Source organism: Paenibacillus pseudetheri, from assembly GCF_924513355.1.
Classification (GTDB): domain Bacteria; phylum Bacillota; class Bacilli; order Paenibacillales; family Paenibacillaceae; genus Paenibacillus_AQ; species Paenibacillus_AQ pseudetheri.
This window is the reverse complement of sequence record NZ_CAKMAB010000030.1, coordinates 1-25548: the sequence shown is the minus strand read 5'-3', so window position 1 is coordinate 25548 and position 25548 is coordinate 1. Positions and strand designations below refer to the sequence as shown.

18 protein-coding genes and 4 pseudogenes are annotated in these 25548 nt (G+C 43.1%); 11 read left to right on the top strand and 11 right to left on the bottom strand.

Features of this window, described 5'->3' with window-relative positions; genetic code table 11:
• Positions 1–252 precede the first annotated feature (252 nt).
• Both L1028_RS21835 and L1028_RS21830 read left to right on the top strand, forming a co-directional pair.
• A complete protein-coding gene (locus L1028_RS21835; protein WP_234539598.1) occupies positions 253–735 on the top strand; it encodes an RNA polymerase sigma factor in 483 nt (160 codons plus the stop codon).
• Complete coding sequence (locus tag L1028_RS21830; protein ID WP_234539596.1) at positions 732–1340, top strand: zf-HC2 domain-containing protein; 609 nt, start codon at positions 732–734, stop codon at positions 1338–1340. Before L1028_RS21835 ends, L1028_RS21830 begins: the two co-directional genes overlap by 4 nt.
• Before the next feature lie 82 nt (positions 1341–1422).
• Here L1028_RS21830 and L1028_RS21825 read toward each other — a convergent pair whose 3' ends face one another.
• Entirely contained in the window at positions 1423–2079 is a 657-nt protein-coding gene (locus tag L1028_RS21825; protein ID WP_423803075.1) for a 2OG-Fe(II) oxygenase, read from the bottom strand.
• Between the two features lie 248 nt (positions 2080–2327).
• The gene (locus L1028_RS21820) at positions 2328–3716 is read right to left on the bottom strand and encodes an MFS transporter (protein ID WP_234539592.1); all 1389 of its coding nucleotides are present in this window, start codon (positions 3714–3716) and stop codon (positions 2328–2330) included.
• 247 nt (positions 3717–3963) lie between these two features.
• Between L1028_RS21820 and L1028_RS21815 the strand changes: the two genes are divergently transcribed.
• Positions 3964–4434 carry a MarR family winged helix-turn-helix transcriptional regulator gene (locus L1028_RS21815; RefSeq protein WP_234539590.1) on the top strand — a complete coding sequence of 157 codons (471 nt, stop codon included), beginning with the start codon at positions 3964–3966 and terminating at the stop codon, positions 4432–4434.
• A gap of 166 nt (positions 4435–4600) precedes the next feature.
• Positions 4601–4874, top strand: a pseudogene (locus tag L1028_RS21810) (hypothetical protein); the annotation flags it as partial.
• Here the strand turns inward: L1028_RS21810 and L1028_RS21805 are convergent.
• Positions 4861–5181, bottom strand: coding sequence for a pectate lyase family protein (locus L1028_RS21805; RefSeq protein ID WP_423803074.1), 321 nt, complete (start codon positions 5179–5181; stop codon positions 4861–4863). The pseudogene L1028_RS21810 and the gene L1028_RS21805 overlap by 14 nt on opposite strands.
• Positions 5182–5284: 103 nt before the next feature.
• A complete protein-coding gene (locus tag L1028_RS21800) occupies positions 5285–6646 on the bottom strand; it encodes an erythromycin esterase family protein (protein WP_234539587.1) in 1362 nt (453 codons plus the stop codon).
• A 474-nt stretch (positions 6647–7120) separates the two neighbouring features.
• Between L1028_RS21800 and L1028_RS21795 the strand changes: the two genes are divergently transcribed.
• Together L1028_RS21795 and L1028_RS21790 are read left to right on the top strand one after the other, a co-directional pair.
• A complete protein-coding gene (locus tag L1028_RS21795) occupies positions 7121–7699 on the top strand; it encodes a sensor domain-containing protein (protein WP_234539731.1) in 579 nt (192 codons plus the stop codon).
• Between the two features lie 119 nt (positions 7700–7818).
• A complete protein-coding gene (locus L1028_RS21790; RefSeq protein ID WP_234539585.1) occupies positions 7819–9612 on the top strand; it encodes a helix-turn-helix transcriptional regulator in 1794 nt (597 codons plus the stop codon).
• Positions 9613–10023: 411 nt separating this feature from the next.
• Here L1028_RS21790 and L1028_RS21785 read toward each other — a convergent pair.
• Positions 10024–10387 (bottom strand): annotated as a pseudogene (locus tag L1028_RS21785) (LytR/AlgR family response regulator transcription factor); the annotation flags it as partial.
• A gap of 182 nt (positions 10388–10569) precedes the next feature.
• Between L1028_RS21785 and L1028_RS21780 the strand changes: the two are divergent.
• Entirely contained in the window at positions 10570–10746 is a 177-nt protein-coding gene (locus L1028_RS21780; protein ID WP_234539580.1) for a hypothetical protein, read from the top strand.
• Between the two features lie 149 nt (positions 10747–10895).
• Here L1028_RS21780 and L1028_RS21775 read toward each other — a convergent pair whose 3' ends face one another.
• On the bottom strand, positions 10896–12149 hold the full coding sequence (locus L1028_RS21775; protein WP_234539728.1) for a mechanosensitive ion channel family protein: 1254 nt from the start codon (positions 12147–12149) through the stop codon (positions 10896–10898).
• A 51-nt stretch (positions 12150–12200) separates the two neighbouring features.
• Complete coding sequence (locus L1028_RS21770; protein ID WP_234539577.1) at positions 12201–13064, bottom strand: LysR family transcriptional regulator; 864 nt, start codon at positions 13062–13064, stop codon at positions 12201–12203.
• A gap of 128 nt (positions 13065–13192) precedes the next feature.
• Here L1028_RS21770 and L1028_RS21765 point away from each other — a divergent pair, with 128 nt between their 5' ends.
• Complete coding sequence (locus tag L1028_RS21765; protein ID WP_234539573.1) at positions 13193–14182, top strand: zinc-binding dehydrogenase; 990 nt, start codon at positions 13193–13195, stop codon at positions 14180–14182.
• Positions 14183–14320: 138 nt separating this feature from the next.
• Here L1028_RS21765 and L1028_RS21760 read toward each other — a convergent pair whose 3' ends face one another.
• The gene (locus L1028_RS21760; protein WP_234539571.1) at positions 14321–15637 is read right to left on the bottom strand and encodes a BaiN/RdsA family NAD(P)/FAD-dependent oxidoreductase; all 1317 of its coding nucleotides are present in this window, start codon (positions 15635–15637) and stop codon (positions 14321–14323) included.
• A 30-nt stretch (positions 15638–15667) separates the two neighbouring features.
• Positions 15668–16987, bottom strand: a complete 1320-nt coding sequence (locus tag L1028_RS21755; protein WP_234539567.1) for an aminoacetone oxidase family FAD-binding enzyme — start codon at positions 16985–16987, stop codon at positions 15668–15670.
• Between the two features lie 466 nt (positions 16988–17453).
• Here L1028_RS21755 and L1028_RS21750 point away from each other — a divergent pair, with 466 nt between their 5' ends.
• Positions 17454–19148 (top strand): methyl-accepting chemotaxis protein, encoded by a 1695-nt coding sequence (locus L1028_RS21750; RefSeq protein WP_234539563.1) that lies wholly within the window; start codon positions 17454–17456, stop codon positions 19146–19148.
• A gap of 895 nt (positions 19149–20043) precedes the next feature.
• On the opposite strand, the gene L1028_RS21745 is transcribed toward L1028_RS21750, so the two are convergent.
• Positions 20044–22128 carry a methyl-accepting chemotaxis protein gene (locus L1028_RS21745; protein WP_234539562.1) on the bottom strand — a complete coding sequence of 695 codons (2085 nt, stop codon included), beginning with the start codon at positions 22126–22128 and terminating at the stop codon, positions 20044–20046.
• A gap of 187 nt (positions 22129–22315) precedes the next feature.
• Here L1028_RS21745 and L1028_RS21740 point away from each other — a divergent pair, with 187 nt between their 5' ends.
• Positions 22316–23938, top strand: coding sequence for an amidase family protein (locus L1028_RS21740; RefSeq protein ID WP_234539559.1), 1623 nt, complete (start codon positions 22316–22318; stop codon positions 23936–23938).
• Positions 23939–24114: 176 nt separating this feature from the next.
• Positions 24115–24440 (top strand): annotated as a pseudogene (locus L1028_RS21735) (HTH domain-containing protein); the annotation flags it as partial.
• A gap of 829 nt (positions 24441–25269) precedes the next feature.
• Here L1028_RS21735 and L1028_RS21730 read toward each other — a convergent pair.
• Positions 25270–25548, bottom strand: a pseudogene (locus L1028_RS21730) (group II intron maturase-specific domain-containing protein); the annotation flags it as partial.

Here is a 25548-nt window from a genome sequence, read left to right as displayed (position 1 = left end):
CCAATGATGTCCGTTTTTTCGATTTATAGAGCAATGGAATATGCCTAATCGGCTCAATGGGCTAACCTCTTCAGAACATACTCATTTAAATCCTGACATTCCCCGCAAAGTCCTTTATGATGATGTTTATTCCTCTTGAATTTCAGGTCCCTCATATACTTAAATTCATAAAGATTTTAATTTCAAAAAGGTTTATAAAAGGCTGTAACGTTTATAGCTTTTTACGGATATATAACATGAGGAGGTGAACGGATGCAGGACAACGAGGAATTATACAGGGAATATTCAACCCAAGTATATAAATTCGTATTTAGTTTTTGTCATAATCACTTACTGGCAGAAGAAATTACCCAAGAAACCTTTTATAGAGCTATAAAGTCCATACACAAATACGATGGAACCTGCAAAGTATATGTATGGCTTTGTCAGATTGCTAAGCATGTGTGGTATCAGGAGCTGGACAAGCATAACAAAAGGAAGACTTGTGAATTAGAAGACCCTCCTTTTTCTAACGCAAATTCAACAGAAACTGAATTCATTTTAGCTCAAGACAAAATGGAGTTATTTAAACAGCTTCATTTACTTGATCCAAATACCAAGGAAGTATTGTATCTGCGTTTGACCGGAGAATTCAGCTTTCGGGAAATTGGTGAAATTCTCGGAAGGGATGAAACCTGGGCAAGAGTTACCTTTTACCGTGGAAAACAAAAATTGATGAAAGGAAGATCTTCATGAAATGCGAGATCATTCAGGATTTATTGCCCTCCTATATCGAAAAGCTAACCTCTTTACATAGCAACGAAGAGATTGAAAAACATCTGCAAACCTGCGAAAGCTGCCTTCAGTCATATCACGAAATGACCGCAACAGCAAATCTAAACGTGCCTATTGTTGACAAAGAAGAGGTTAACAAACTTAACTATTTTAAAAAGGTGAAAACAAAAAATATAAAGACCCTCGTCTTTTCCATTTTAACGGTGGTCATACTAGCTGCAGCTCTTATTGGACTTTTTGTGATTGGCTTCCCTGTGTCCTCTAAAGATGTGACCATCGATTATCAGAAGACAAAGACTCGTCTGGAAGTTCATCTGACTTTGGAAAACGGCAAGGACTTGGTGTTCTCAGGAAAAAACAAATTTATCCGCGATGAAAATAATAATGTGATCGGTTCCGAAACTAGGTATACCCCTAGAGGCTTGATTCACAATCCCTTTGATGATGTAGGAAAAAAAGTTATGCTAGGGACGGAGATTCAAACCGATCTGGATTATCCAAATAGGTTTATCCTCGAATTCAAAGATAAAACTATGACGTTCATTAATGGTGTTTTGGTGGAGTAGCATTGCCGTTAAAATGAAAAAAGACACCTTTCAAGGTGTCTTTGCTAATACTCCATGTGGAACTTAGTACATGTTCATACCTCTATGATGAGCGAAGGACCTGTCTTCTCATCCACATCGTTGCAACCCACTTTTCGCCTTTGATCACTGGTGTACCTGCATGCAAGGTGGACTCGTTTAATTCATGATTATCGTAAAAATATTCGAAATATACCGCCATACCTTTGTTAGGACTTACTGTTAAATTAAGCATAGGGAAAGCTGTTTCTCCACCTTCCTCTACATCATTCAAATACATCACGAGCGTACTAATTCGATTATTGCTACTTGCTCGACTCGTTTGTGTGAAGAAATCATGATGGGGTAAATACTCTTGGCCAGGGATATACAGCAGAACTTGCAAGCCATCACCATGCTCAATAGGAATATTCATAATTTGAGAGAATCGTTTCTCGATTCTTGTTACCGTCTCATTCTCCTCACAGAACACACCACTGCTCGTTCTAATTGGATTGACCGCATGGTCTTCACCAATTCTTGAACGTTGCAATCGTTCCCTAGAATATTCAATTAACTCATTACACTCCTCATCGCTAAGCACATTTCCTAGCAAGACAACCAGCGGTTCCTCATACTTGGCAAGAATTCGAATCTCTCGATCTTCTGTCTTAATCGTATTTCCAGCATGATCAAATATCGTCCGTTCTTTGTCTGTCGCATTCCCTGTCGTATTCCCTATCATCTTTATGCAGCTCCCAAGTTATAACATCCATCGCAAAAAATATACCATAAAATGGTTTTATTTGCTTGATTAACTTCAGAACATCAAAAGGCTTGGAAAGTCACCCCAGTGTTTGCTAACAACCAGCATATACCCCGTTGTGAGCCATTGCATCGTCGATGCCGAGACACCAAGTTCAATCATTAATTGAGGAAAAGCGACGCTTAACAGCGTTTCGTTCAATAAGGAAAAGAATGCCCCAATATTTAAACCCCTATTTTTTTCCTACTCTTCATCGACCCGGGAGCACCCGTACCAAACTGATAACGGTAAATCACAAATACCGCAATAATCACTAGGGACATGACGAGAAAAATATTACTATACACATGGGCTGTAGTATTAGTATTCAAAGGATTAAAATGCACAGCAGCAGTACCTCTGTCGAGCATTTTCCCGACTACACTCATGGCCATCGCGCCAGAGATAAAATTGATCATAGATAGTAATCCCATGCCCACTCCTGTTTCCTCTTTGGGCAGCGTCCGTGAAATCGTATTGGACATCGAGATTTGCATGAAAGTCTGGCCTACGTTCCCTAATATTAAAATGATGGCAATAAAGTAAGCTGACACCCCAATAAAAGTAGAGAGTAGGGAGAAGGCAAGAAATAATAATACCGAAGCCACGAATACAAGTGCGAAATTACCGCGATCATCAGCCAACCTGCCACCCTTGCGTCCCATGATAGCTGAAGCAATTGCAGCTGGCACTAACACAAATCCAATGGTCGAAGGCGGTAGGCCATTCACTGTTGCTAGAAATTGTGGTGTCATGAACGTCATGCTAAAGCTCATAGCTGTCGTCGCAAAGGCAAGCAGCAACCCGATCGAATAGGTTTTGTTACGGAACAAAACGGGTTTAATAAAGGGCTCGACTGCTTGCCGAATCCGAATGATGAATAAAGCTAACAAAACAAGTCCTACAAGGAACAGCCACACTTGCGTCTGTGTGATGGCAAGCAAGAAGATTGCAACTGCTGCAGCTAGTAACCCGCCACCAAGGACATCAATACTTCCTGCCTTCCCTCTCACATTATCTAAATACTTTCTAAAGAAAGGAAGCGTCAGTAGCGGAAGCAAGGAAAGGACGAACATGAGTCTCCAGCTTCCAAAGCTGGTGATAAGGCCTGCAGCGACCGGTCCCAAAGCATTACCAAGTGCTAACCCAACCGCAGAAGTCCCAAGTGCTCTTCCCCTCTTCTCGGGAGCAAAATATCGGATCGGAATGATCATGGCGGTTGCAGGAAGAACAGAGGCACCGGCAGCTTGAATTACACGGCCCAGAATAATAATCCAAAACTCACCAGCAAGCAGACCTATTAATGAACCGAGAGCGAATATAAGCAGTCCATACGTTAACAAATCCTTCAACCGATATTTATCCGCCAATTTCCCCATGACGATGGAACCCACCGCATATACCACCATATAACTGGTCATAATCCAACTTACCTGCGAGGGAACGAGATTGAATTCTTTGCCTATTTCAGGAAGAGCTACATTGAACATCGTACCGTTCATAACCGAGAATATTAAGGTAACTACAAGTATTTTCAGCAGCTTATCTGCATTTTGTGATGATGTATACGTCATGATCTAAACCTCTTCCCCGATTAAATTCATAATGAACTATAAGTAAAAAATAAATAATGAGTATCCTCAGTATTATATATTACTGAGGATACTCATTATTTTCTTACATGTCAAGTTATATCATTTACATGGAAGTATAGCTGGATACACCTTATGAGAGTATACTCATTAAGAGTACACACATAATCACCGTTGCATGAATTAAAGAATAAAAAATTGACAATAAAGTCAAGGAGGTACTACATCCATGAACACAGATCACCCCAAGGCGATAGACGTCATCCACATATTAATGAGATCAACTAACTACATTAAAACAGAATTTCAATCCCAGTTATTAGCGCTTAATACACCTTATCATCTCTCCGGTCCCAGGTTACGTCTGCTTTCAGTCGTTGCCGAAACAGGCAATATCCGTATGAATGAGTTAGCTGTTAAGTTAGGGATCAAAGCACGCACCGTTACTGATTTTGTTGATGCACTTGAGCAGGATAAGCTCCTCGTTAGAATTCCCGATCCAACCGACCGGCGGGCTACGCTGCTCCAGCTTACGGAGCTTGCACAATCCACGATTGAGCAGGTCCTTGCTTTCCAAGATACAGTTGCTGACAACATGCTGGAGAACCTTTCGTTAGAGCAAAGAAAACAATTCTATGACCTTTTATTACAACTAACCAAAAACAAAGCAGTCTCCGATCTATGTGAAGAAGCTAAGTGAGTCCCAGCCACATCGAGGAACAGGAAAAATCACAACCGCGCATGGTTGTGATTTTTCCTGACGATACGCCCATTCACTTATCTCCGCTCCTACATACAATGTTTTAGCCTATTCATTAAGAAGTGACAAGATCATGTCATTTTTATCACCTCCAAGCCCCGCAGGGCAACCCGGGCAACCGGGGCTTACGGCACCCAGCTCACCTCCCCCGGAATTCATCCCTCAGCAATCTGCGGTCTCGCCCCTTGCTGTCGGACCCGGGAGCAATTGCTGGCTGTTTGTTTCGGAATACGTACGTTTGGCTCGTAAATAGAAATCAATTCTGGTTTTACCCGGTTTTCGTAGGACGCACCTCGGTTGCGGGGTTTCAGTGGAACGGAAGATTTTGGGTCTACACTGGTTTGAGCTTGCAATCTATCCAATCTTTTACCTGCTTCTAAATGAACACGAAAAAAGGGCCACTCTGATCCGCGGATGACGGGAGTCCGAATGATCGAACCAGTTATGGTGGAAGGTAACAAAGAATTCAGCAGACTCACTTAGTCCGATTAGAGCAGCCTTTCCGGAATCAAAGTAGTGGTTGTACGAGATGGTAAAGTACGTTGATCCTTTTTTGAGGTCCGTAGATCCGTGACCTTTGGCTTGGTCCGCATCGCCCCCTGCTGATCCATAAAAAATATCATTATTATGCACCCATACATTCGCATTTCCTGTGTCCATTGAAATGCCATCGTCAAGAAATAACATCACACCCACATTTCTTACTTCCAAATTACCAACATATCTAAGAAGCAATCCTCAACCGTATACATAAGCATCATTTCCGATACCTTCGCTTTTTTATTTCATATTAATTGATATGCGAAGGGGTCGTTTTTTGGATATGAACCATAATGTCGAATTGCTCTTGAAGGGAAACATCATCATCATATTGCGGTACGTTAGGAATGATCTGTGCACCGCCATCAAAGAATGGCTGCTTTTCTTTTACCCATTGCTGCGCGGCTCCATTCAATTTGCGGAGATCTAACAGGAACTGATCGTAATGAACTTGTCCAAACATATGATTGGAGCTGTTCTCGTTCTTCTGAATGGTATCCGCTCCAATCTTATTTTCACTGAATGATGTAAATCCTGTAAATTTGCCTTCCGTGGTGGTGGAGCCAATTGCTACATATTGATTACCTACACGTTCTTTCAGAAACTCCCCGGCGACTTTAGGATACATCTTCTCAGTGATAACACCTTTAGCTATGTGAATATTGTGCCCCCAAACTATCGTTTTGCCGCCAAATTTTTCTTGAGCCCAAACAGCATGCTCGGCTAGATACTGATCATGCAGCTTCACCATGCTCGAATAGTCAGCCGGAATCACCATCTTCGAGAAATTCTCTATCACCTTAGCCGTCCCTTTTACCCAAGCTAGCTCGTGTGAATCAGTCTTATTATTCGACTTCGTTTTGTCTTCAAGTAGTTTGACTACTTTTTGCGCATTAGCCATATGCTTTTCTTTCACTTCAGTAGTCAGCTTCATATATTCCTGTAGATTACCTGCCACCGATGACAACTCTTTGTAGCTTTGCTCGACTTCGGGCAGCAAATCAGGATGATGCTCCTTTACATAGTTGATCACTTTATCGAAGACACTTTGATCCAGCATTTTTAAGTCGAGTCCGATGAATTGAATTTTCTTTTTATTTACTGGATCAGAGTTGTATTCCCGCATCCATTCTACCATAGCGACGATCTCATCAGTTGGGTACAACAGCTTCAAAAACTCCCTAGGGTCGCCTTTTCCCGTTTGAATATACTCGTTCAGCTTTAAACCGTTGCCCCAATCCTCTTCAATCCCAAAATTGGTAAATCCTAGCTCAGTGACCAAATACTTTACGAGGCGATGCTTCATCATAAAAATCTCCGAGCTTCCGTGAGTAGCCTCTCCTAAACCAACATAATTTGCATTCCCTATCATGTCTTTTAGCGGTTTTAAATCATCCAATGGTTGTTTTGGATCTACCGTCTTCAGTTGCTTCGCCTGCAATTCAAGTGATTTTGCAATATTATTTTGAGATATTTGAGCTGTCTCAACTGGTTGGGTTGTTCCTATTTGATCCGACTTTTCAGCTGGTCTCGTACTGCAACCTGCAGTTAGAATTGCTGCACTTAACATTACGGCAACTCCACCGTAAATCATTTTTCTTCTTTTGTTCATTGTATTCACCTCATGGATTTTTTTGAAGTACGACTCTGTCTGCATACAAGCATATTGGGTCGTCTTCAGTAGTCCAATTGTCACTCACTCACTATCATTTAAGCTAGTTACAACTCTTCACGATTTCATGTGATGCAATGCTCGCTAACGAATCGATCAGCGCCAACATATCACAAAGCAAATGATGACATGTTGTCACTTTGTGGAGTGACAGCTGTGCGGTTATTATTGAGCAGTAGGCAACCACACCAACCTATTTTTTAAAGAGGAGCTGATTCACCTATAGAAACCCGTAGTCAGATCGCATTAACAACTTCAGAAAAGTGTTTCCGCCTATGGCGTTTACTTTTTTTGCTGAGGTTAAGCAGGTTGGATATATTCTGAATGTCACATAACATTTTTACACTGGTGCGGTTGACGGAAGAAGCCAAACCATACAATACCGCTATTACACGGAGAGGAGCGATGAACCTTATGAAATCAGGTTTCATCCAAAATGGTTGTTTTTTATTATTAACTTTCATTACAGGTTTGTTTTACTTTTGCTTTTATATGGTAGCTCTGTCGTTCAGTTTAAGTCTTTCATTTATAGTAATCGGCATTCCACTATTTACACGAGTATTGCGAACTACGACAACCTTCATCCAATTCGAACGCACGCAGACGAAAATTTATACAGATATTACGACAGCACCTTACGACAAAAAAATACCAACGGATGCATCGATTTGGGTTCATGCCAAATTAGAACTTACGGATCGTCGCAATTGGCTCGCCGTCTTTTGGTTAATGCAGAAGTTGGGGATCGGACTCGTCAGTCTCGTCAGCGTAGCCGTTCTCTATTTAACACCGCTTGCATTCCTATTGGCACCAATTTTGTATCGATACATCGATATGAATATCATTTTCATGCAAGTAGATACTTTTGCGAAATCACTCCTTACCATGGTTCTGGGAGCGGTGCTTGCCGCAATAAGCGTCAAGTTGGGTGACCGGTTGGCGAAAACATTCGGAGGTTATACGCGAACCATGATTCAACAGCTAGACCGATAGCTATTTTTTCCGACCTTTATGCAGGTGACGGAGCGTAAACAGCCAATTATACACTGCACAAAGGTTTGGTTAATAATACTATAGGAAACAAACAGATAGCTGCTTAGGGGTTGAAAGAATTGTTGGAAATGGTCAAAAAATGGTTTTGGTACGATTGGATTATGCTTGGGCTCCGCCTTATTACTAGCGTTTCGCTCATTCTCACGACGATCAGGTTTCAGGAAGGTATAGCGCTGCCTTTATGGATCGTTATTTTTTGGGAGATTGCCGCTTTCTCCATTCCCTGGGTTTGCTTGCTGCTCAACTACAAATATTATTTATTCACAGAGATACTGCTCTTTGGCGGGCTATGCGTGCATTTAACCTCGTTGTTTCCAGAAGCTTTCCCTTCATTTCTTGTATCAGTCTTTCTGATCGCAGCGAATAGCGCTCGTCTGTCCTATCATTGGACGGCACCAGCAACGGTCTTGGTAATACCCGGAATTTTTTATGTTGTTTCGCCAAATTACAGCTATTGGCTCATGGTAATCTACTACGGACTTGCTTATGTGATGGGATTCGCTTTTCATTTATTGACCGTCAATCATCGGCAAAATGAAACGATCCGCAAGCAAAACGCGGTGCTTGAGCAATATATGTCCCAAATCGAGCGTATTACGCTGGCAGAAGAGCGAAACAGGCTGTCGAGAGAGCTTCACGATACTGTCGGTCATGCATATACTTCCATCATCATGGGAATGGAAGCGTTCCGCTCCGAGCTTGCTACTGGAAAGGGTATACAGAGGCTGGATTCCTTGCTTGAGTTGGGTCGCAAAAGTATAGAGGAAGTGAGGGGCTACTTACATCAAATGGAGTCTCCACAACAGTCGCTTTCCTTGGTCCAAGCTCTGCAAAAGCTTGGAGTTGAATTTCAGGAGCATGCCCGGGTCGAGGTAAGCTTTCGTGCGTTCGGAGAGGAGTCCCGACTGTCCCGACAAGCGAAAATGGCGTTCATTCGCTGCTTGCAGGAGTCGCTTACGAATGCGGTTCGTCACGGTCAGGCGACGGATATCACCGTTTCTTTGCAATTTGGGCACCAAGATACAAGATTGGAGGTGCATGACAACGGAAGAGGGATGGAAGAATGGCAGGAGGGCTTCGGCATGAACGCGATGAAGGAGCGGGCCATGAATTTGCAAGGTCAAGTGTTCGTCTATACAAAACCAGGGGAAGGTACGCTTGTCACCTGTACGTTGCCGCGACAAGCGGAAATGGAGAACGACCTTATTCAGCTGTTGATCGTCGACGACCAACCTTTTATTCGGGAAAGTCTGCAGATGCTGCTCGACAAGTACCAAGACTTGAACGTAGTCGGCTCGGCAGAGGATGGCGAACAAGCCGTCAATCTGTGCGGACGCCTCCAGCCCCACGTAGTGCTAATGGATTTGGATATGCCACGCATGAATGGAGCCGAGACAACCAAAATGATCAAGCAACAATGGCCGCATATCCGCGTATTGATTTTCACGACTTTCCAGGATGCGGAGCAAGCATTGGACTTACTGCGCAGCGGTGCGGACGGCTTCCTGCTAAAATCAACTGAACCGTTAGAGCTGGCCGATACCATCCGGCTTATTCACAGAGGAGGCACATTAATCGATCAGGGAATGTCACATAAAATATTCGAGAAGCTCGATAAGAGCGTCGAATCAACGCAACTGAAAGCCGTCAACGACTATGACCTGACTTACAGGGAAATAGAACTATTGCAGCTTGTTGCCAAAGGGCTCGGGTACAAGACGATAGCGTCCAAGGTGTATTTGTCGGTCGGCACGGTCAGAAACTACGCCTCCTCAGCCTATATTAAGCTAGGAGTACGCAACAAGGAAGAAGCCATCCAGAAAGCGTTGGAAATCGGGATCATCGTTAGCTAGAATTCGAACGACAGCTATGCTCGGCTACAAATTGTACGGTGCTGCAAATTCAATTACCTTCCTCCATTGAAGAAAGGACAAAACTGAAAGAACAGGCAACTAATTCTGTGAAAGACATCGTTACACTGTTGCGAATGTTCAACGGTTGAGTTTAACGATATGAAAATACCTACTAAAGAACCTTGTTAATTCAAGGTTTTTTGCTGTACATATTTAAGGGATTTTGATATCGCTAATGGGTATCTTTAGCGGAAACAAGACCAGCTCGGTGAGTAGCGGTAAAGGTGTTGAAACACCAATGAAACGCAATAGGGGTGCAAAACCCCCTTGTATTGCGCGGGTTTTCCGTTTTTCCTTTTTGCCTACTTGCTAAATTCAGCAAGTAAAATATTTTTAAAAGGATTAGGTGAAGTCATCATATTTTAAAACGATTTCTTCATAGGTTGACTTGATAACCATAAACTTTTTATCAAGTGCTTGAAAGTATTGGCATAATCTTGATCATTCTCTCCTCCAAGATCGAAGGAGCAATGGGTTTTACCAAATACTGGAATGTCATGACATCAAAACTTTCCACCATATATTCAGGATAGCTTGTCAGAAAAATAATTTGTTCATCCAAGTTATTTAACCCTCTTATTTTTCAGGCTGTTTGAATCCCATTCATCCCCCCCATTTCAATATCCAAAATTAAAATATGGAATGGAGTTTCATGGCGCTCATAATCAGATACCAATTGCTCTCCCGAGCCGAATAATTCAATTTCAAAATCTAACTCTATATAAGCATGATACAACCTTTTGACTTTGTATAGATGATTATAGGACAGTTCATTGATACACACGTAGTCTCAGCAATGTATCTAGACTCTTGTGAAAATACAACACGAATAGCCAGACAGTACCCAGCACATAATAAAATTCACAACCATTAGATAATCAAGGGAGGAGCTTTCAATTGAGCAAAAATCAACCAGACAAGAATCTAATCAACACAGTAAAAGAACTGGAAGCCACACCTGTAAACAGCCTGGAGGCCCAACAGCAGCAGCAAGCCCGTAATGATCGCCGCAAACAAGCTCTGCATGACAGCGATGGAAAATTCTCAGAAAATGAATCCGGGAACTTTCATTAGAGTCGTCAGCTATGTCCGAACCCCAATAAACCGCACGTTTTATGATCCTTTCCAAAATGCAAAAAACGTAAAAAAGCGACCACGATGGTCGCTTTTTTTCTGATATTAAGAAATGCCTTCCCCTGCATAAACGACCTCTTACCTTATCTTCAGTATCCTGACGAATACTCTTTGCTTTCTTTTAAGCGAGCGATATCATGGCCCGTTGGGTTTTGGAAGACACGAAGCCCAAATATCGGTACAACGGCAAAAATGTGATCAAAGATATCAGCTTGAACAGATTCATACACCACCCAGTTAGTGTCATTGCTAAACGCGTAGATTTCTAAGGGCAGCCCATTATCCTCTGGCGCTAGCTGTCTGACGATCAGCGTCATATCCTTATGAATTTTAGGATGATTCCTAAGATATTCATGGATATATTCTCTGAATACACCAACATTCGTAAGATGTCTTCCGTTTACTTTACTCTCCGTATTGATTTGATGTTCGATATTATAAATATTAATTTCATTTAATCTTGCCTTTATAAAATCGGTAAGGTAGTGAATTTTCTGAAATTCCTCCATCATTTCTTTTGTACAAAAGCATATGCTGCTGGTATCGATATGAACGCTTCGTTTAATCCTTCTGCCGCCAGATACTTGCATGCCCCTCCAATTTTTAAACGAGTCTGAAATGAGGGCGTAGCTAGGAATCATGGTGATTGTTTTATCAAAATTCATAACCTTTACCGTATTCAATGTAATGTCAATTACATCACCATCCGCATTATATTTAGGCATTTCGATCCAGTCACCTACACGCACCATATCATTAGATGATAATTGAACACCTGCAACCAGGCCTAATATGGAATCCTTAAAGATTAGCATTAGAACAGCCGATAAGGCTCCAAGACCACTGAGAATAATCAAAGGATTCTGACCAATGAGGTTAGAGATCACCACAATAGCACCAATGATAAATAGAATAATCTTTGCAACCTGAATGTACCCCTTGATCGGTCTAATTTTGGAGACCTCAAACGAGCGATAAATAGCATCGATGGCATTAAGTAGTGCATCAAACACCGTGATAGTTACGATAATCATATAAGTTAAGGCGGATTTTTCAATAAAAACCCGATATAGCGGAAAGATAGACGCAGAATAATAAATGATGAAGGCTGGCGCGAGATGCGACAGCTTGTGAAACACTTTTTTCTCCAAAACGATATTATCCCATGCATACCGATCCTTACTAATGACATGAATAATTATCTTCAGCACGATTTTTTTAGCTATTAAATTGGCCAGTACAGAGAGTAGTGCTATAAATAAGACCATGATTATATTCGAAAGATAACCTGTCATTTGTTCGCTTACACCGTAATCTGCTAGTTGATCTTTTATAAAATTCATCATTTCCTCCTGCTGCGTGTTACTTAGATTGTTTGATGAAATGGTCTAGCACTAACATTCGACGCTTCGTTCAACTAATTGTATTAACCTTGTCAATGCGCTTGAGTAAATCGAGTCATGTCTATACACAAACCATACCTGCAAATCTCGGTACTCTTCAGGCAAGCGGTGGGAAGTGACTATGCCCTGCTCTTCCGCCTTGGCAATCGATGACTGTGGCAGCATAGACACACCAAGTCCAGAGGAAACGCCATCTAGAATAACCGCTAATGTGCCAAATTCCATAATCTGATAAGTGGTCAGGCCAGTGCCTCTCAGAAAACTCTCTGCTTTTGCCCGATGCGTACATCCAACGTCAAAGAACAACATCGGTTTCATGAGTAGCTCATACATTTCGTTTTGTCCCGGCTCAGAGATCAACACCAACTCCTCTTCAAAGGCCGCGATATGTTCTATATCTGGCTCATCAACAGGACCATAGACGAACGCTCCATCAAGCTCGTAATCCAACACCTTTTGTAAGAGTGCATGTGTCACACCCGTAGTGAGCGATAAATTAACATCCGGATATCGTGATTGATACTCGGCCAATAGAGGAGTTAGGTGAATGACTGCAGTCGCTTCAATGGAGCCTATCCGAAGAGGCCCTGCAGGATGGTCCGAGTATTGTGTAGTTTTCACAGCCTCGTCCATCAGAGTCAGTATTTTATCCGCATATCCCAGTAAATTCTCGCCAGCCAAAGTTAGCGTCATTCCTCGATTGGATCTCCGAAAAAGGGGTGTTTTCAACTGAGCCTCAAGATACTGAATTCGAGTCGTCACATTAGACTGTACATAGTTCAACATTTGCGCAGCCTTGGTTATGCTCCCCTCTCGAGCCACAGCCTGAAATATTCTTAAATCTCCGCTTTCCATTTCTATGTCACCTGCTTGGTATGATCATTTATGATACTCACATTCGGTTTTGTTCATTTTACTGTATGATTCCCACTCTGTACAATTCAATATAGATTCATTGAAATACGAATTACTGGAGGATTAGGATGAAAGCAATCGTACATGCTGGGATGAACGGCTTGAAGAGCCTGACATATGAAGACGTTGTTGACAAACAGCCGGGCTTCGGCGAAGTAAAAGTAAGGCTGAAAACCGCAGGGTTAAATCATCGAGACTTATTTCTCATGGCGGATCGAACAAATGAGGATGCTCCCCTGATTATGGGCTCTGATGGGGCGGGTATAATTGAAGCGGTAGGTGAAGGCGTAACATCACTTACAGTAGGTACCGATGTAATCATTAATCCGTGTATCGGATGGGAAATCACCCACGATGTCCCGAACGTTCCGGCCATAGTGGGCGGCCCTTCAGATGGTACATTTGCCGAGTCTATCATCATCCCTGCGCAAAATGCCATCAGCAAGCCAGCTTATTTGTCTTGGGAAGAAGCGGGCGTGTTGCCCTTGTCTGCCTTGACAGCCTATCGGGCTTTGTTTACGAGAGGCCGATTACAGCAAGGTGAACATATCCTTATTCCAGGTATTGGTGGCGGTGTGGCTACTTATGCCATGCTTATGGCTTCAGCAGCGGGTGCACGAGTCAGTGTCACATCACGAAGTGAAACAAAAAGACAAGTTGCTCTTGCACATGGGGCAGATCATGCCTTTGACAGTCATAGTGATTGGAGGGAAAGTATGAAAGGAGAAACAGTGGATCTCATCCTGGATAGTATCGGGCCAGCGACGTTCCAACAGTACTTTGATATCATTAAGCCAAATGGCCGGATCGTTACATTTGGGGCAAGCTCAGGAGATCGAATGGAATTAGCAGTACGATCCATATTTTACCCCCAAATTAGTATCATCGGCACCTCAATGGGAAGCAGTGAGGAGTTTGTTGCGATGCTTCAATTTATGGAACTCCACTCGATATACCCTATCATTGATAGAGTGTATCCTTTACAAGACACCCTTCAAGCCTTTCAGCGAATGCAACAGGGGGAGCAGTCTGGGAATATTGGAATACGAATTGATTGAAAGAAGACACCTCACAAGGTGTCTTTACTTACTCCAAACGGAGCAGAGCCGTGGCGTGGCAAATTCATTAGCCGCCGTGCGTTCAAGTGCATGCAAGTATTCACCGCAACGTATCAAGGTCAGCAACCTTCTATCCTCTTATGTGGTGCCGGCACGTCGTTTAGCAAGCGCCATTGCAGCGACATGGCCTGAGCTCCAGGCCCATTGCAGGTTATAGCCGCCGCAATCACCATCGACATCCATCACCTCACCTGCCAAATAAAGCCCAGGTACAATCTTAGATTCCAACGTTCCTTCAACTAGGTCAATCGTATCGATCCCACCAGCTGTTGTTTGTGCATTCGTGAAGCTATTGGTATCGGCCACTTTAAATTCCCAACGCTTCATGAGTCGATAAAATATTTTCTTAGTTTTCCACGATAAATCCTCACAGAGCAGGTGAACCTGTTGATCAATTCCCGCTTCCTTCAGCAGAACCGGAATCAACTTCTTGCTGATGATGCCGATAAAGGCGTCCGCAACTGTCCGGTGCCCGAAGATCGCCCAGTGTGTTTCCAGAAAATCAATTACCTCTTCTTCCGTACGTTCCGGCATCATATCAACCGACAATGTCACGGACTCTCCTCTTCCGAGATTATACGCAGCCTTCCTGCTTAGCTGAAGTATTGGCGGGCCCGAGATGCCATAGTCCGTGAAAAGAATTTCACCATATTCACTGCGGATGACTTCATTGTTTACGATAATATGACCTAATCCCTCGAATTTGATGCCAGATAGTTCCTTCAAATACGGATAATCTAACTTCAATTGCACAATGCCTGCCACAGGATGAATCATAGTATGTCCCAGCCGTTCGACAAGCGTATAACCGGATCCATCTGTTCCCGTTTTCGGAGCAGTAAGACCCCCCGTACATAGAAAGAGGTATTCGCTGGTATACTCGACTAGCTCCTCTGTCTCCGTTTGGCATTTAATCGTAAAGCGCGGATGTTCCTCCGAAACGATAATATCCAACACTTTATGTTTATAATATACGGGAACATTCCGATCCTCCAGCGCCAGCTTAAATACACCCGGCACCGAAGCCGCCTGCAGCGACATCGGATACATCCGGCCATTCTCCAAGCTTACAAAAGGAAGCCCGAGCGAGGAGAAAAATTCGATCGTTTGGCGGACACCAAATTGCCGCAGTACATGTATTGGAAATCCTGATTGATTGCTGTGATACTTGTGTGATAAAGCGACCGCTTCATCCGTACCGGTGGCGGTGGATTGGTTCGTAATGTTGCAACGCCCGTTACCCGTCGTTATTATTTTCTTCCCAAGCCGGTCATTGCTCTCAATAATTGCAGTATCAATACCTTGGTCCCTTGCCGTAACTGCAGCCATTAGACCTGCAGCACCTCCACCAATAATGAACAGTTCGTGGTGCTTAGAAGTCTGATCCTCATACATGTTAATTGATGCATCCCTTTTCCTATAAATTTATTGAATTTGCTTAGCTAGCGCCATCGCGGCCACATATCCGGAACTCCATGCCCATTGCAGATTATAGCCGCCGAAATCTCCGTCCACATCCATCACTTCGCCAGCCAAATAAAGACCAGGCACTAACTTGGATTCCAGCGTTCCCTCGATTAGTTCAGTCGTATCGATGCCACCAGCTGTCACTTGCGCATTCGTAAAGCCATTGGTATCCGTCACTTTAAATTCCCAACGCTTCAAGATTCGATAAAATGTCCTCTTGGTTTTCATCGATAGATCCTGGCAAAGTAGCTGTGGCTGCTGGTCGATGCCTGCCTCCTTCAGCAGGACAGAAACCAACTTCTTGTTGAAGATACCCACAAGAGAATCTGCAACAGTCCGGTGTCCAAAGGTCTCCCAGAGCATTTCCAAAAAATTAACTAGCTCTTCCTCCGTGCGGTCCGGCATCAGATCAACCGATACTGTCACATTCTCTCCTCTTGCGAGATGATAAGAAGCTACCCTGCTTAGCTGGAGAGCTGCCGGACCAGAAATGCCATAATCCGTGAAAGCAATCTCACCAGATGCACTGAGAATGTTTTTACCATTTACAAAGATATGGGCTTGTCCCTGAAATTTGATACTGGTCAGCGCCCTCATATTCGGATACTTTAGCTTCAATTGCACAATGGCTGGCAAAGGCTCGACCAGGGAGTGCCCCAGACGTTCGGCAAGCGTATAACCAGGAGGTTCTTTTCCCGCATTTGGACCGGTAAGGCCACCCGCACAGAGAAATAGATATTCACTGGTATAAACAACCTCTTGTACCTCCCCCTCCTCTGTTTCCGTTTGGCATTTTATCGTGAAGCGCGGATGATTCGTCGAAACAGTAACATCCAACACTTTGTTCTTGAGGTATACCGGAACATTCCGATCCTCCAGCGCAAGCTGAAAAATATCCTGCACCGCTGCAGCTTGCAGCGACATCGGATACATCAAGCCCTCCTTCAATCTTGTAAGCGGAAGCCCGAGCAAGGAGAAGAAATCAATGGTTTGACGAATGCCAAATTGCTGTAATACCGCCAATGGAAATCCAGCCTGATTACTGTGGTACTTACGCGACAAAGCGACCGCTTCATCCGTACCCGTCGCAGTGGAATCATTCGTAATGTTGCAGCGGCCATCACCTGTCATTAATATCTTCTTTCCAATCCGGTCGTTGCTCTCCAGAATGGCAGTATCGATACCCATATCACGCGCAGTAACAGCGGCCATTAGTCCGGCAGCACCTGCGCCGATAATAAACAGCTTGTGGTGCATAGAAGTCTGATTCTCATACATGGTTGGTCAATGCATCCTTTATCCAATTTTTCTAAAAGCACAGAAACACTTTATTAAATTATAGCATAAGTGTACTGGTTTTCATTTATATCTCCTTATTAACTCATCCCATCCTATGTTTGCCTTTTTTATCCCTATATAGAACCTTATATGGAGCCGAGGGGAGTCGAGCCCTTGTCCGAAGATAAGGCTCCTCATCATTTCCAAAAGAACGATACTTATCCTTAGTAGAGATAGTAATTAATGATCATTTTATATTTATCCTTTTTTTGTAACTTTTCATAATTTTGTGTGGATTTTACTTATCCGGTACCTACAGCATTAAAATAAAATTAACAAGCTCGTTTTGAGACATTTACTATTTATTACATCATTTTAAACAGGTATAAAGACCTATCTTTTGTCGAATAAAGTCAACCGATAAAATGAAATAAGGTCTTTTTTCATAATAAAGGAGTGGGCTAATATGAAAATTTCTACCTGGCTTAAAACGATGAGTGGATTTTTTATTTTTCTGACGGTCCTGAACGGAATTAGTATGTATAACCTTCAAAAGAGCGTAACGCAGGAACGCGTCGCTGTAAAAAGGCAAGTAGAATTCAAGCAATTAGGTATCGATTTAGCCAACTCTTCGGACTATTTGACTAACGAAGCAAGAGCTTTCGTGCAGTTCGGAAATAAAGTCCACTATGACAACTATTGGAAGGAAGTAAACGAGACCAAAACGAGAGATCATGTAGTGGAGAAATTAACTGAATTGGGTGCGCCCAAAGAAGAGCTGGATCTTATATCACAGTCAAAACAAAATTCGGATACTCTTGTCAAAACAGAAAGTGCGGCAATGAAAGCTGTGGAAGGCAAAGATTTTACCAAAGCCCGGGAACTCATGTTTGACAGCAATTACGATGCAAACAAAAAGATCATCTTGAAGCCGCTGCAGCAGTTTCAACAAAAGATGAATACTAGAGCGGAAAATGAAGCAAACGCTGCCAAGCAAAAAGCAAGCTTGATGCTTACCACAACTGTTCTTTTACTTATAGTTACATTTGCGGCATTACTTGCAATACTTGTTATTATTTTCGTTAAGTTAAAACCGCTTAAGTTAGTCAATGAAAAAATCGCCGAAATTGCGAAAAACGGGGGTGATCTTACCGGAAGACTGGATTACTCCGGCAGGGATGAAATCGGAGAAATCTCAAAATCCTTAAATGCTATGTTAGAGACTCTGCAATCCATTATTAAAGATGTCCGCGATACCTCCCGTAGTGTATTGAGTTCGTCGAGTAAACTGGTTGAAAATACGAAAGAAACTGCAAGTGCGACAGAGGAAATTACGAGACAGGGAAACAGTATTGAGCGAGGAGCGGCAACATCAGTGCAAAGCACACTTGATGCTTCACAAGCAATCAATGAAATGTCTACAGGTGTGCAGCGTGTCGCCGAATCCGCAGAGGATCTTGCCGATGCCGCAACGGAGACGGAGAAAGAGGCAGCAAGCGGTGTGAATTTTATACAGCAAGTTAGCAAGCAGATGACCCAAATTAGCGATTCTGTAAGTTCTACTGTAGAAATCGTATCTAATTTGAAAGAACGCTCTTCTCATATTGAAAAAATTGTTAGCACCATCACAGAAATATCGAGTCAAACGAATTTGCTTGCGTTAAATGCTTCAATTGAAGCGGCAAGAGCAGGCGAACATGGAAGAGGTTTTTCGGTAGTGGCCAGCGAAATCCGAAAGCTGGCAGAGCATTCCTCTACTTCAACAGGACAAATATTCGGATTGCTTCAAGATCTTGTGAAAGACTCTCAAGAAACTGAACGTGCGATGCAGCAAGTGACGGGAGAAGTATTGACAGGCCAAAAGAAGATGGAAGAAGCAATCGAATCATTTGAAAACATTTTGAAATCCACTCAGAGAGTAGCTTTGCAAGTTCATGAGGTTTCTGCTATCAGCGAACAAATGGCGGCAGGCTCAGAAGAAATTGCAGCATCTGTTTCCGAAATGGCAACTGTAGCTGAAGAATCGCTTACAGGAGTTAAAGCTGTGAACACTATGACTGCCAAGCAAAACTCCTTAGTTCAGGAGGTTGCTTCACTTACTGACTTGCTTAGCAAAGATTCTCAAAGCTTGGAAGCTCTCGTTACGAAGTTTAAAGTATAAAATGAATTGCTCGTATGTGATTTATTCTTTTTATATTACTCGTTCTGATTAATTTATTTATAGGATCACTGACTTAATGGGTCGAAAAAAGTACTTTTTATGTCGTTTAGTTAAAGCCGCCCGATGCGATGAACTTTAGAACATGCCGTTACAAACAGCACGGTGAACCACACGATGCCTAAGTCACCTCCTGAAATAATCTCAACATCATGCGGTGGAGGATAGTGGTTTTGGTCTAATTTTATCACGAACAGTGGCAAGCTGATTACAGAAGAAAAAAGAGCAGTGGACACAGAAGATCATCTGTGTCCACCGCTCTTTTCCTTATAAAGATTCCATACCCATGAGAAATTCCCAGAACTTAAACGATTCGTCCAGGCCTACGTTCAGCGAACCTGTAATCCCTAAAGTTGCCACAAAATATGGAGCCTAGGGCAGTCGAATCCCTGTCCGAAGATAACGGAACATAAGTTTCTACGAGTGTAGAAAATAAAAAACAAGAATCCAAGTCTAAAAATCCATCCAGAAAAATTGGGAGACAGCGAGAATGAGCCCAATAACATTCACAACGATAAAAAACCACTTTTTGGCCCTTCGGCTTATAGGCTCTAGCCCTAAAAACAAAGTCCAAGCCAAAATTCCGTTTAACCCAACCATAATAATGAGAGCCAACCACCAATTAGCTACCATTTTGATTTCGTCCTCTCCTCACCTGAATACCTATTCCATGGAATCCTCTTTAAAATTACTTTAATCCCCTCTTTTTTGTCAACTTCTAGAATTACACATGTATGGAGCAGAGGGGAGTCGAACCCCAAAAACCAGCCAGAGGAAATTTCCTCCTCTGGCTGGTTTGTTTTGTTCTAAAGAGCCTCTCTCCCATGCAGGGAGTACATCACTGGTTATGGATGTTGAATTTCTTAATATTGTCCTCCAGATCCTTAGAAAGTCCCTGCAGCTGAGTCAGATAACCTGCTATATCATCAATCGTAGCCAGCTGTTCCTCTGCTGCCGCGGACACCTCTTGGGTAATGGCAGCATTCTCTTCCGTAATCGCTGAGATACTGGTGAAGATGTCTGTGAGTTCATGGCGTTTTTCAACCATCAACTGCACCTGGTCGTCAACCTGGTTCGTCATTTCCATTTGGCTGTTCACAGAAACCATAATATCGTTAAAGATGGATTCGGTTTCTCGAACCGCCGTTTCCTGGTCTATAAATAGTTCACGGGATGTACCCATGGCCTGAACAGCCGCTCCCACCTGGTTTTTTACAGTTGAAATAATGTGACTGATATTATTCGCAGCAGAAGCTGATTGCTCCGCGAGCTTGCGGATCTCGGCAGCTACCACAGAGAATCCCCGCCCATGTTCACCTGCTCTTGAAGCCTCAATGGACGCATTTAGAGCCAGCAAATTCGTCTGACCGGAGATTTCAAGAATCGTACCGAGTATGCCGCTGATTTCACTAGTACTACCGCTCACATGATTAATAGCTTGTGCTGTTTCCTCGGAAGCTCGTTGTGTGCTGTTAAATTTCCCTACTAACTCCTGTACAATTACGATGCCGCGTTGGTTCAATTCGGCTGTACGACGAGCAAGATCCAGTATTTCCTGAGCGGATGCAGTAACTTGATCGATCGCTCCGCCGAGCTGTTCAACTTTTTCAGAGCCTTCCATAACATTGGTAGCTTCATCACTAGAAGCAGAAGCAAGTTGAATGATGGACTCGGTAATGAGTGAGGAAGCATTTTGTGTCTGATCCATGCTGTCTGTAAGTTTATCCGCCGATTGAGAGACAATTTGCCCCGAAGTAGAAATGCCGCCGATCATGTTCTGAATATCCTGCTTCATCGCATCAATAGCCCGTACCATGGTGCCTACTTCACTTCGCTTGTTCAGCATAGATTGCGGAATATCGACCGCCAAGTCACCACTGCCGATTTGCTGCAAATACTGAACAGCCGCATTTAACGGCTTCGTAATCGCGCCAGCTAAATACAAAGCTACTCCGATAGCGACAACAGCGATAACAGCCATGATGAGGAAAATAATGTTTTGGATCGCATTAACTGATTCCGCTACTTCACTCTCGTCCATGATTGCAATATATTTCCAACCATTCTCCGGTGATACGTAGACACTAGCATTGTAGTTCTGCTTATTCAAGGTGATGTCCAAATTTTTACCTGCCAGTTTGTCAATGTCAGCAAATTCGGCTATACCCAGAGCCTTTAGATTTGTAAAGTTGATTTCCGGGTTCTTAGGATTTGCGAGGATCGTACCGGTTTGATCTGCCAAGATGACATAGCCTGCTTTACCGATCTTCATGTTATTGATGGTATCGGTCAGAAAGTCCAAACTTACGTCTACACCTTGGACACCAACGATGTTACCTGTGTCATCCTTAATGGTAACCGAAGAGCTGACGATCGGTGTACCTGTGGTAAAGGCAGCGTAAGCACCCGAGCGTACGATTTTGTCGGGATTCTCAACCGCCTGGGTGTACCAGGCTCTTGATCTCGGTTCAAATTTATCGGTGGAAGTACCATCCGGCCATTGTATGTATCCGCCATCCTTTGTTCCCAAATAGATATAAGGCACATTTGGATGTGTCTTAGAATATTCCAAGAAAAAGTTATAAATCTTAGCTTCTATACCTCCATTTTTAGCTGGAGTCATCTGAAGAGTTCCATCTGCTCCTACTACATCCACATAAGAGGTGATGGAACTGTCGATCTTCTTGGCGAGTGAGCTCTTTGCAAAATATTCAACCGATTCATTCACGGTAGTAAAGTACAAGTCTATAGCACCGCTAACTTGTTCGATTTCCTTTCGAGTTGCATCGTAGAAATCCTCCGTCATATCCTTCTTAACTTGCCGGTTGATCCCGAGTCCCATCGATAATGTCGACAGCAATACCAGGACCACCATCGTAACCAATAGTTGAAGCTTTAGATTCCACTGTAGTTTCTTTCTCAAGTTGTTTCTCCTCCATCTTGTTATGTAAACATGAATTTTGTCTATACATAACTATCGGTAAAAGAATGGCTTTTGTTATATATTGTCGAATTCCATTCATTTATTCAGAGGAAATGACGATAACTGTTACAGGGAGAGAAAATGAGCATTAAGAACTAATTAAAAAAGACATCAGGAGGCAAGACACTTGAGAAAAAAATATATAAACTTCAAAGCTTTACTAGCTATTTTGCTAGTTTTCTCGATTTTGCCATGGAATCATGCAAATGCCGAAATAGCAAAAAGTACATTTGATCCGTTTGAGAAAAGCATCGATGAAGTCACAAAAGCTCTGGACACAAAGCAAATTACATCGGAAGAGCTTGTGAAATACTATCTGAAACGTATTGAAGCCTTTGATAAACAAGGCCCTGTTATAAATTCTATTATTGCGGTTAACAACCAAGCTCTTGAAACAGCAAAGGCACTCGATACCGAGCGAAAATCGAAAGGACCAAGAAGCAAGCTTCACGGCATTCCTTTTGTCGTAAAGGATAACTTTGATGTGGTTGGCATGCCGACCACAGCTGGGGCTGTAGCTCTAAAGAATGAAAATCCTACTAAGAATTCATTCACCGTACAGAAGCTTATCGATGCCGGAGCCATTGTAATTGCCAAAACAAACATGTCCGAGCTCGCCGCTTCCTATGGCAGACTGGGCTATAGCTCCATGGGCGGTTTGACAATTAATCCTTACAATCTGAGCCGTGACGCTTCCGGTTCCAGCAGTGGTAGTGCAGCAGCGGTAGCTGCTAACTTTGCCGTATTCGGACTTGGAACGGATACTTCCGGTTCCGTCAGAGGTCCAGCCAATGTTACCGGACTAGTAGGTATTAGACCAACTATGGGATTGACTAGTCGCAGCGGCGTTGTCCCTTCTTCCCTTTCTTTGGACGTAACTGGTCCTTTGGCACGTAGTGTCGAAGACGCTAGCTTAGTGCTTACTGCGATGGCTGGAACAGACAAAGCAGATTATGCGACAAAATCCGCGAACCGTTATGTTCAAGACTACGCCAAAGCACTTAACGCTTCTTCGCTGAAGCATGCACGTATCGGTGTGGCAACTGACTTCTTCGGCGGCAATGATGAAGTAGATGCTATTACGAACCAAGCGATTGCTAAAATGAAAAGCATGGGAACGGAAGTAGTGCCTGTCACATTCTCCAAACAAACCAAGTACCTCTGGACTCCAGTTCTTGGACCGGTCGGGGATGCGGAATTCAAAATACAGTTTGAAAAATATTTACGCTCGCTTCCTGCCGGTGGACCTAAAACGCTGCAAGAAGTAATCGATATTAGTGAATCTCCTGAAGTATTGAACTCGGCAACACCTGTTAACCCTGCTCGTTTAGAAGGCTTGAAGACAGCATTGGCTAAAGCAGATACTCTATATTCTAACGAGTACAAGAAGATCGTTAAGAAAGAAATGCCGCAGACCCGTAAAGAAATTGAAAAGATTATGAAGAAGAACAACCTGGACGCAATCGTTTTCCCTACGATGGCCTGCCCTGCTTCCAACCGATTTGACAAAGAAGACCCTACTTATGTCTGCAATGCGTATGATACTTATGCAGCGAGCTACGTGGCATCTGCTACAGGTTTCCCTGAAGTAACCGTACCTGCGGGAATGGTAGAAGCAGGCGTACCGGTGGGCATCTCATTCTTGGGAACAGCATACAGCGAGCAAACGCTGCTTAACCTAGCTTATTCCTTTGAGCAAGCTACGAAAGCAAGAACAGTTCCTGTACATACACCGAATTTAAGACCATAACTGGATTACAGCATCTGCAAATGCCCTTTCTCTCCCTTTCATCATGCAGGCTGCAGCTGCAATTGAATAGAGCTTGCTCCGCTGCATTAAACTGTACCCTATCAAGTAGACACTTTTAAAAAGTCTCTCGGTAGGGTATTTTTGTTTATAATAAGAAGATAGGAAAGTGGAATGGTATGAGCAAGAAAATGTTCACAGATAAAGAAATCAAGCAGTTAACTAACAATCCTTATGTGTGAAACATGTCTTCAAAGGCAATTACGTATACGGATGCGTTTACGCAATTGTTTATCTCAGCGAATAGCAAAGGCAAGCTGCCGAGAGAATTATTTGAAGAATGTGGTTTTGACATAACCATCATTGGAATCCAAAGAGTTGAATCCTCAGGAAAGAGATAGCGTGCGAGCTACTAGAAAAACGGAATCTTAGGTTTGCAGGATACTAGAAGCAGGCATCAGGAAGACCTCTTAAACGGGAGCTTACGCTCGAAGAGAAGCAGGCCAATTCATAGAGCATCATCTTTATAGTCTGTGCCAATAAATTGCGCTGCTGGTTATATTCGCATTGATTTAGCAGTTTCTGTGTTTCAGCTTCCGAGGACAATGGACTACTGCCCCCCTAGCAATAGGGTAGCCAAAATAGTCCGGACTACTTTGGACTACATTTTCTATCTATAGACGTGAAAAACCCGCTCTGGGAGCGGGTTTTTCGATGGAGCCGAGGGGAGTCGAACCCCTGTCCGAAGATAACGGCACATAAGCTTCTACGAGTGTAGTCACAGTGTATAGAATCTATGCTTTCTTAAACAACTAATCTATAACTTTCATGCGTGATCATAAGTCTTACAAAGCTAGAGAGATGATTTGCTTGATAAGTGTGAATCATGGATTCGTCTTCAAAGAGCAAATGATCGATCTTTTAAGCCTCCACCTGCTTCTTGAGCTGTCAAGGTTTGCTTTTTAAAAATGCTTGAGCCTCTTCGTCGGTATTGGTAAGCGTATGTCGGCGACGAAAGAGTCTAGGTGTACCGGGCTTCAAATTTGCGGGCTGTTGCTGTTCGAGCATTGAGGCTCACTGACGACGTTGTTCCTCCGTAAGTTTTTTGGTTGTCCAGGAGAACGATTCAGGTTCAGACCAGCCATACCTTGCGTTTGATAGGTTTGCCTTTAAATTCTTATGGTTTCCCTGCTCATTCTTCAAGAACTAATAGTTAAAAAATATTAGTAATGACACATTTATCCAACTTCGGAAACTAAGCTCAATCGAGTAGGAGGGGGCGGCTAGCCCCCGACCTCTCACACCACCGTACATACCGTTCGGTATACGGCGGTTCATGAAATATTCCGTAAGAAGTTGTATCTGTCCAATACGCTTTTTTAGTCCATTGGACTCCCAATATTGGTTACTTAATGCACGTTGTAGAATTGGACTTCCTGCAATTCGCCAGTACCCTTTCCGGGTATTTCCCCACTCATAGGCTTTATCCTTGGGCACGCCTAAGGAGATAAGCCTTTTGACTTTGGTTCTCGGGTTCTTCCATTGCTTCCAGAGACACATTCGCAATCTCCTTCGAATCCACATATCTATCGCTTTAAAGGCACTTGGCGTAT

Excerpts from the sequence above, each read along its gene's own strand:
- L1028_RS21795 (WP_234539731.1), top strand. The coding sequence starts at position 7,121 with ATGAAATCAGGTTTCATCCAAAATGGTTGTTTTTTATTATTAACTTTC.
- L1028_RS21750 (WP_234539563.1), top strand. The coding sequence starts at position 17,454 with ATGAAAATTTCTACCTGGCTTAAAACGATGAGTGGATTTTTTATTTTT.
- L1028_RS21820 (WP_234539592.1), bottom strand. The coding sequence starts at position 3,716 with ATGACGTATACATCATCACAAAATGCAGATAAGCTGCTGAAAATACTT.
- L1028_RS21835 (WP_234539598.1), top strand. The coding sequence starts at position 253 with ATGCAGGACAACGAGGAATTATACAGGGAATATTCAACCCAAGTATAT.
- L1028_RS21775 (WP_234539728.1), bottom strand. The coding sequence starts at position 12,149 with ATGAATTTTATAAAAGATCAACTAGCAGATTACGGTGTAAGCGAACAA.
- L1028_RS21770 (WP_234539577.1), bottom strand. The coding sequence starts at position 13,064 with ATGGAAAGCGGAGATTTAAGAATATTTCAGGCTGTGGCTCGAGAGGGG.
- L1028_RS21765 (WP_234539573.1), top strand. The coding sequence starts at position 13,193 with ATGAAAGCAATCGTACATGCTGGGATGAACGGCTTGAAGAGCCTGACA.
- L1028_RS21760 (WP_234539571.1), bottom strand. The coding sequence starts at position 15,637 with ATGTATGAGGATCAGACTTCTAAGCACCACGAACTGTTCATTATTGGT.
- L1028_RS21830 (WP_234539596.1), top strand. The coding sequence starts at position 732 with ATGAAATGCGAGATCATTCAGGATTTATTGCCCTCCTATATCGAAAAG.
- L1028_RS21805 (WP_423803074.1), bottom strand. The coding sequence starts at position 5,181 with ATGTTATTTCTTGACGATGGCATTTCAATGGACACAGGAAATGCGAAT.
- L1028_RS21800 (WP_234539587.1), bottom strand. The coding sequence starts at position 6,646 with ATGAACAAAAGAAGAAAAATGATTTACGGTGGAGTTGCCGTAATGTTA.
- L1028_RS21815 (WP_234539590.1), top strand. The coding sequence starts at position 3,964 with ATGAACACAGATCACCCCAAGGCGATAGACGTCATCCACATATTAATG.
- L1028_RS21755 (WP_234539567.1), bottom strand. The coding sequence starts at position 16,987 with ATGTATGAGAATCAGACTTCTATGCACCACAAGCTGTTTATTATCGGC.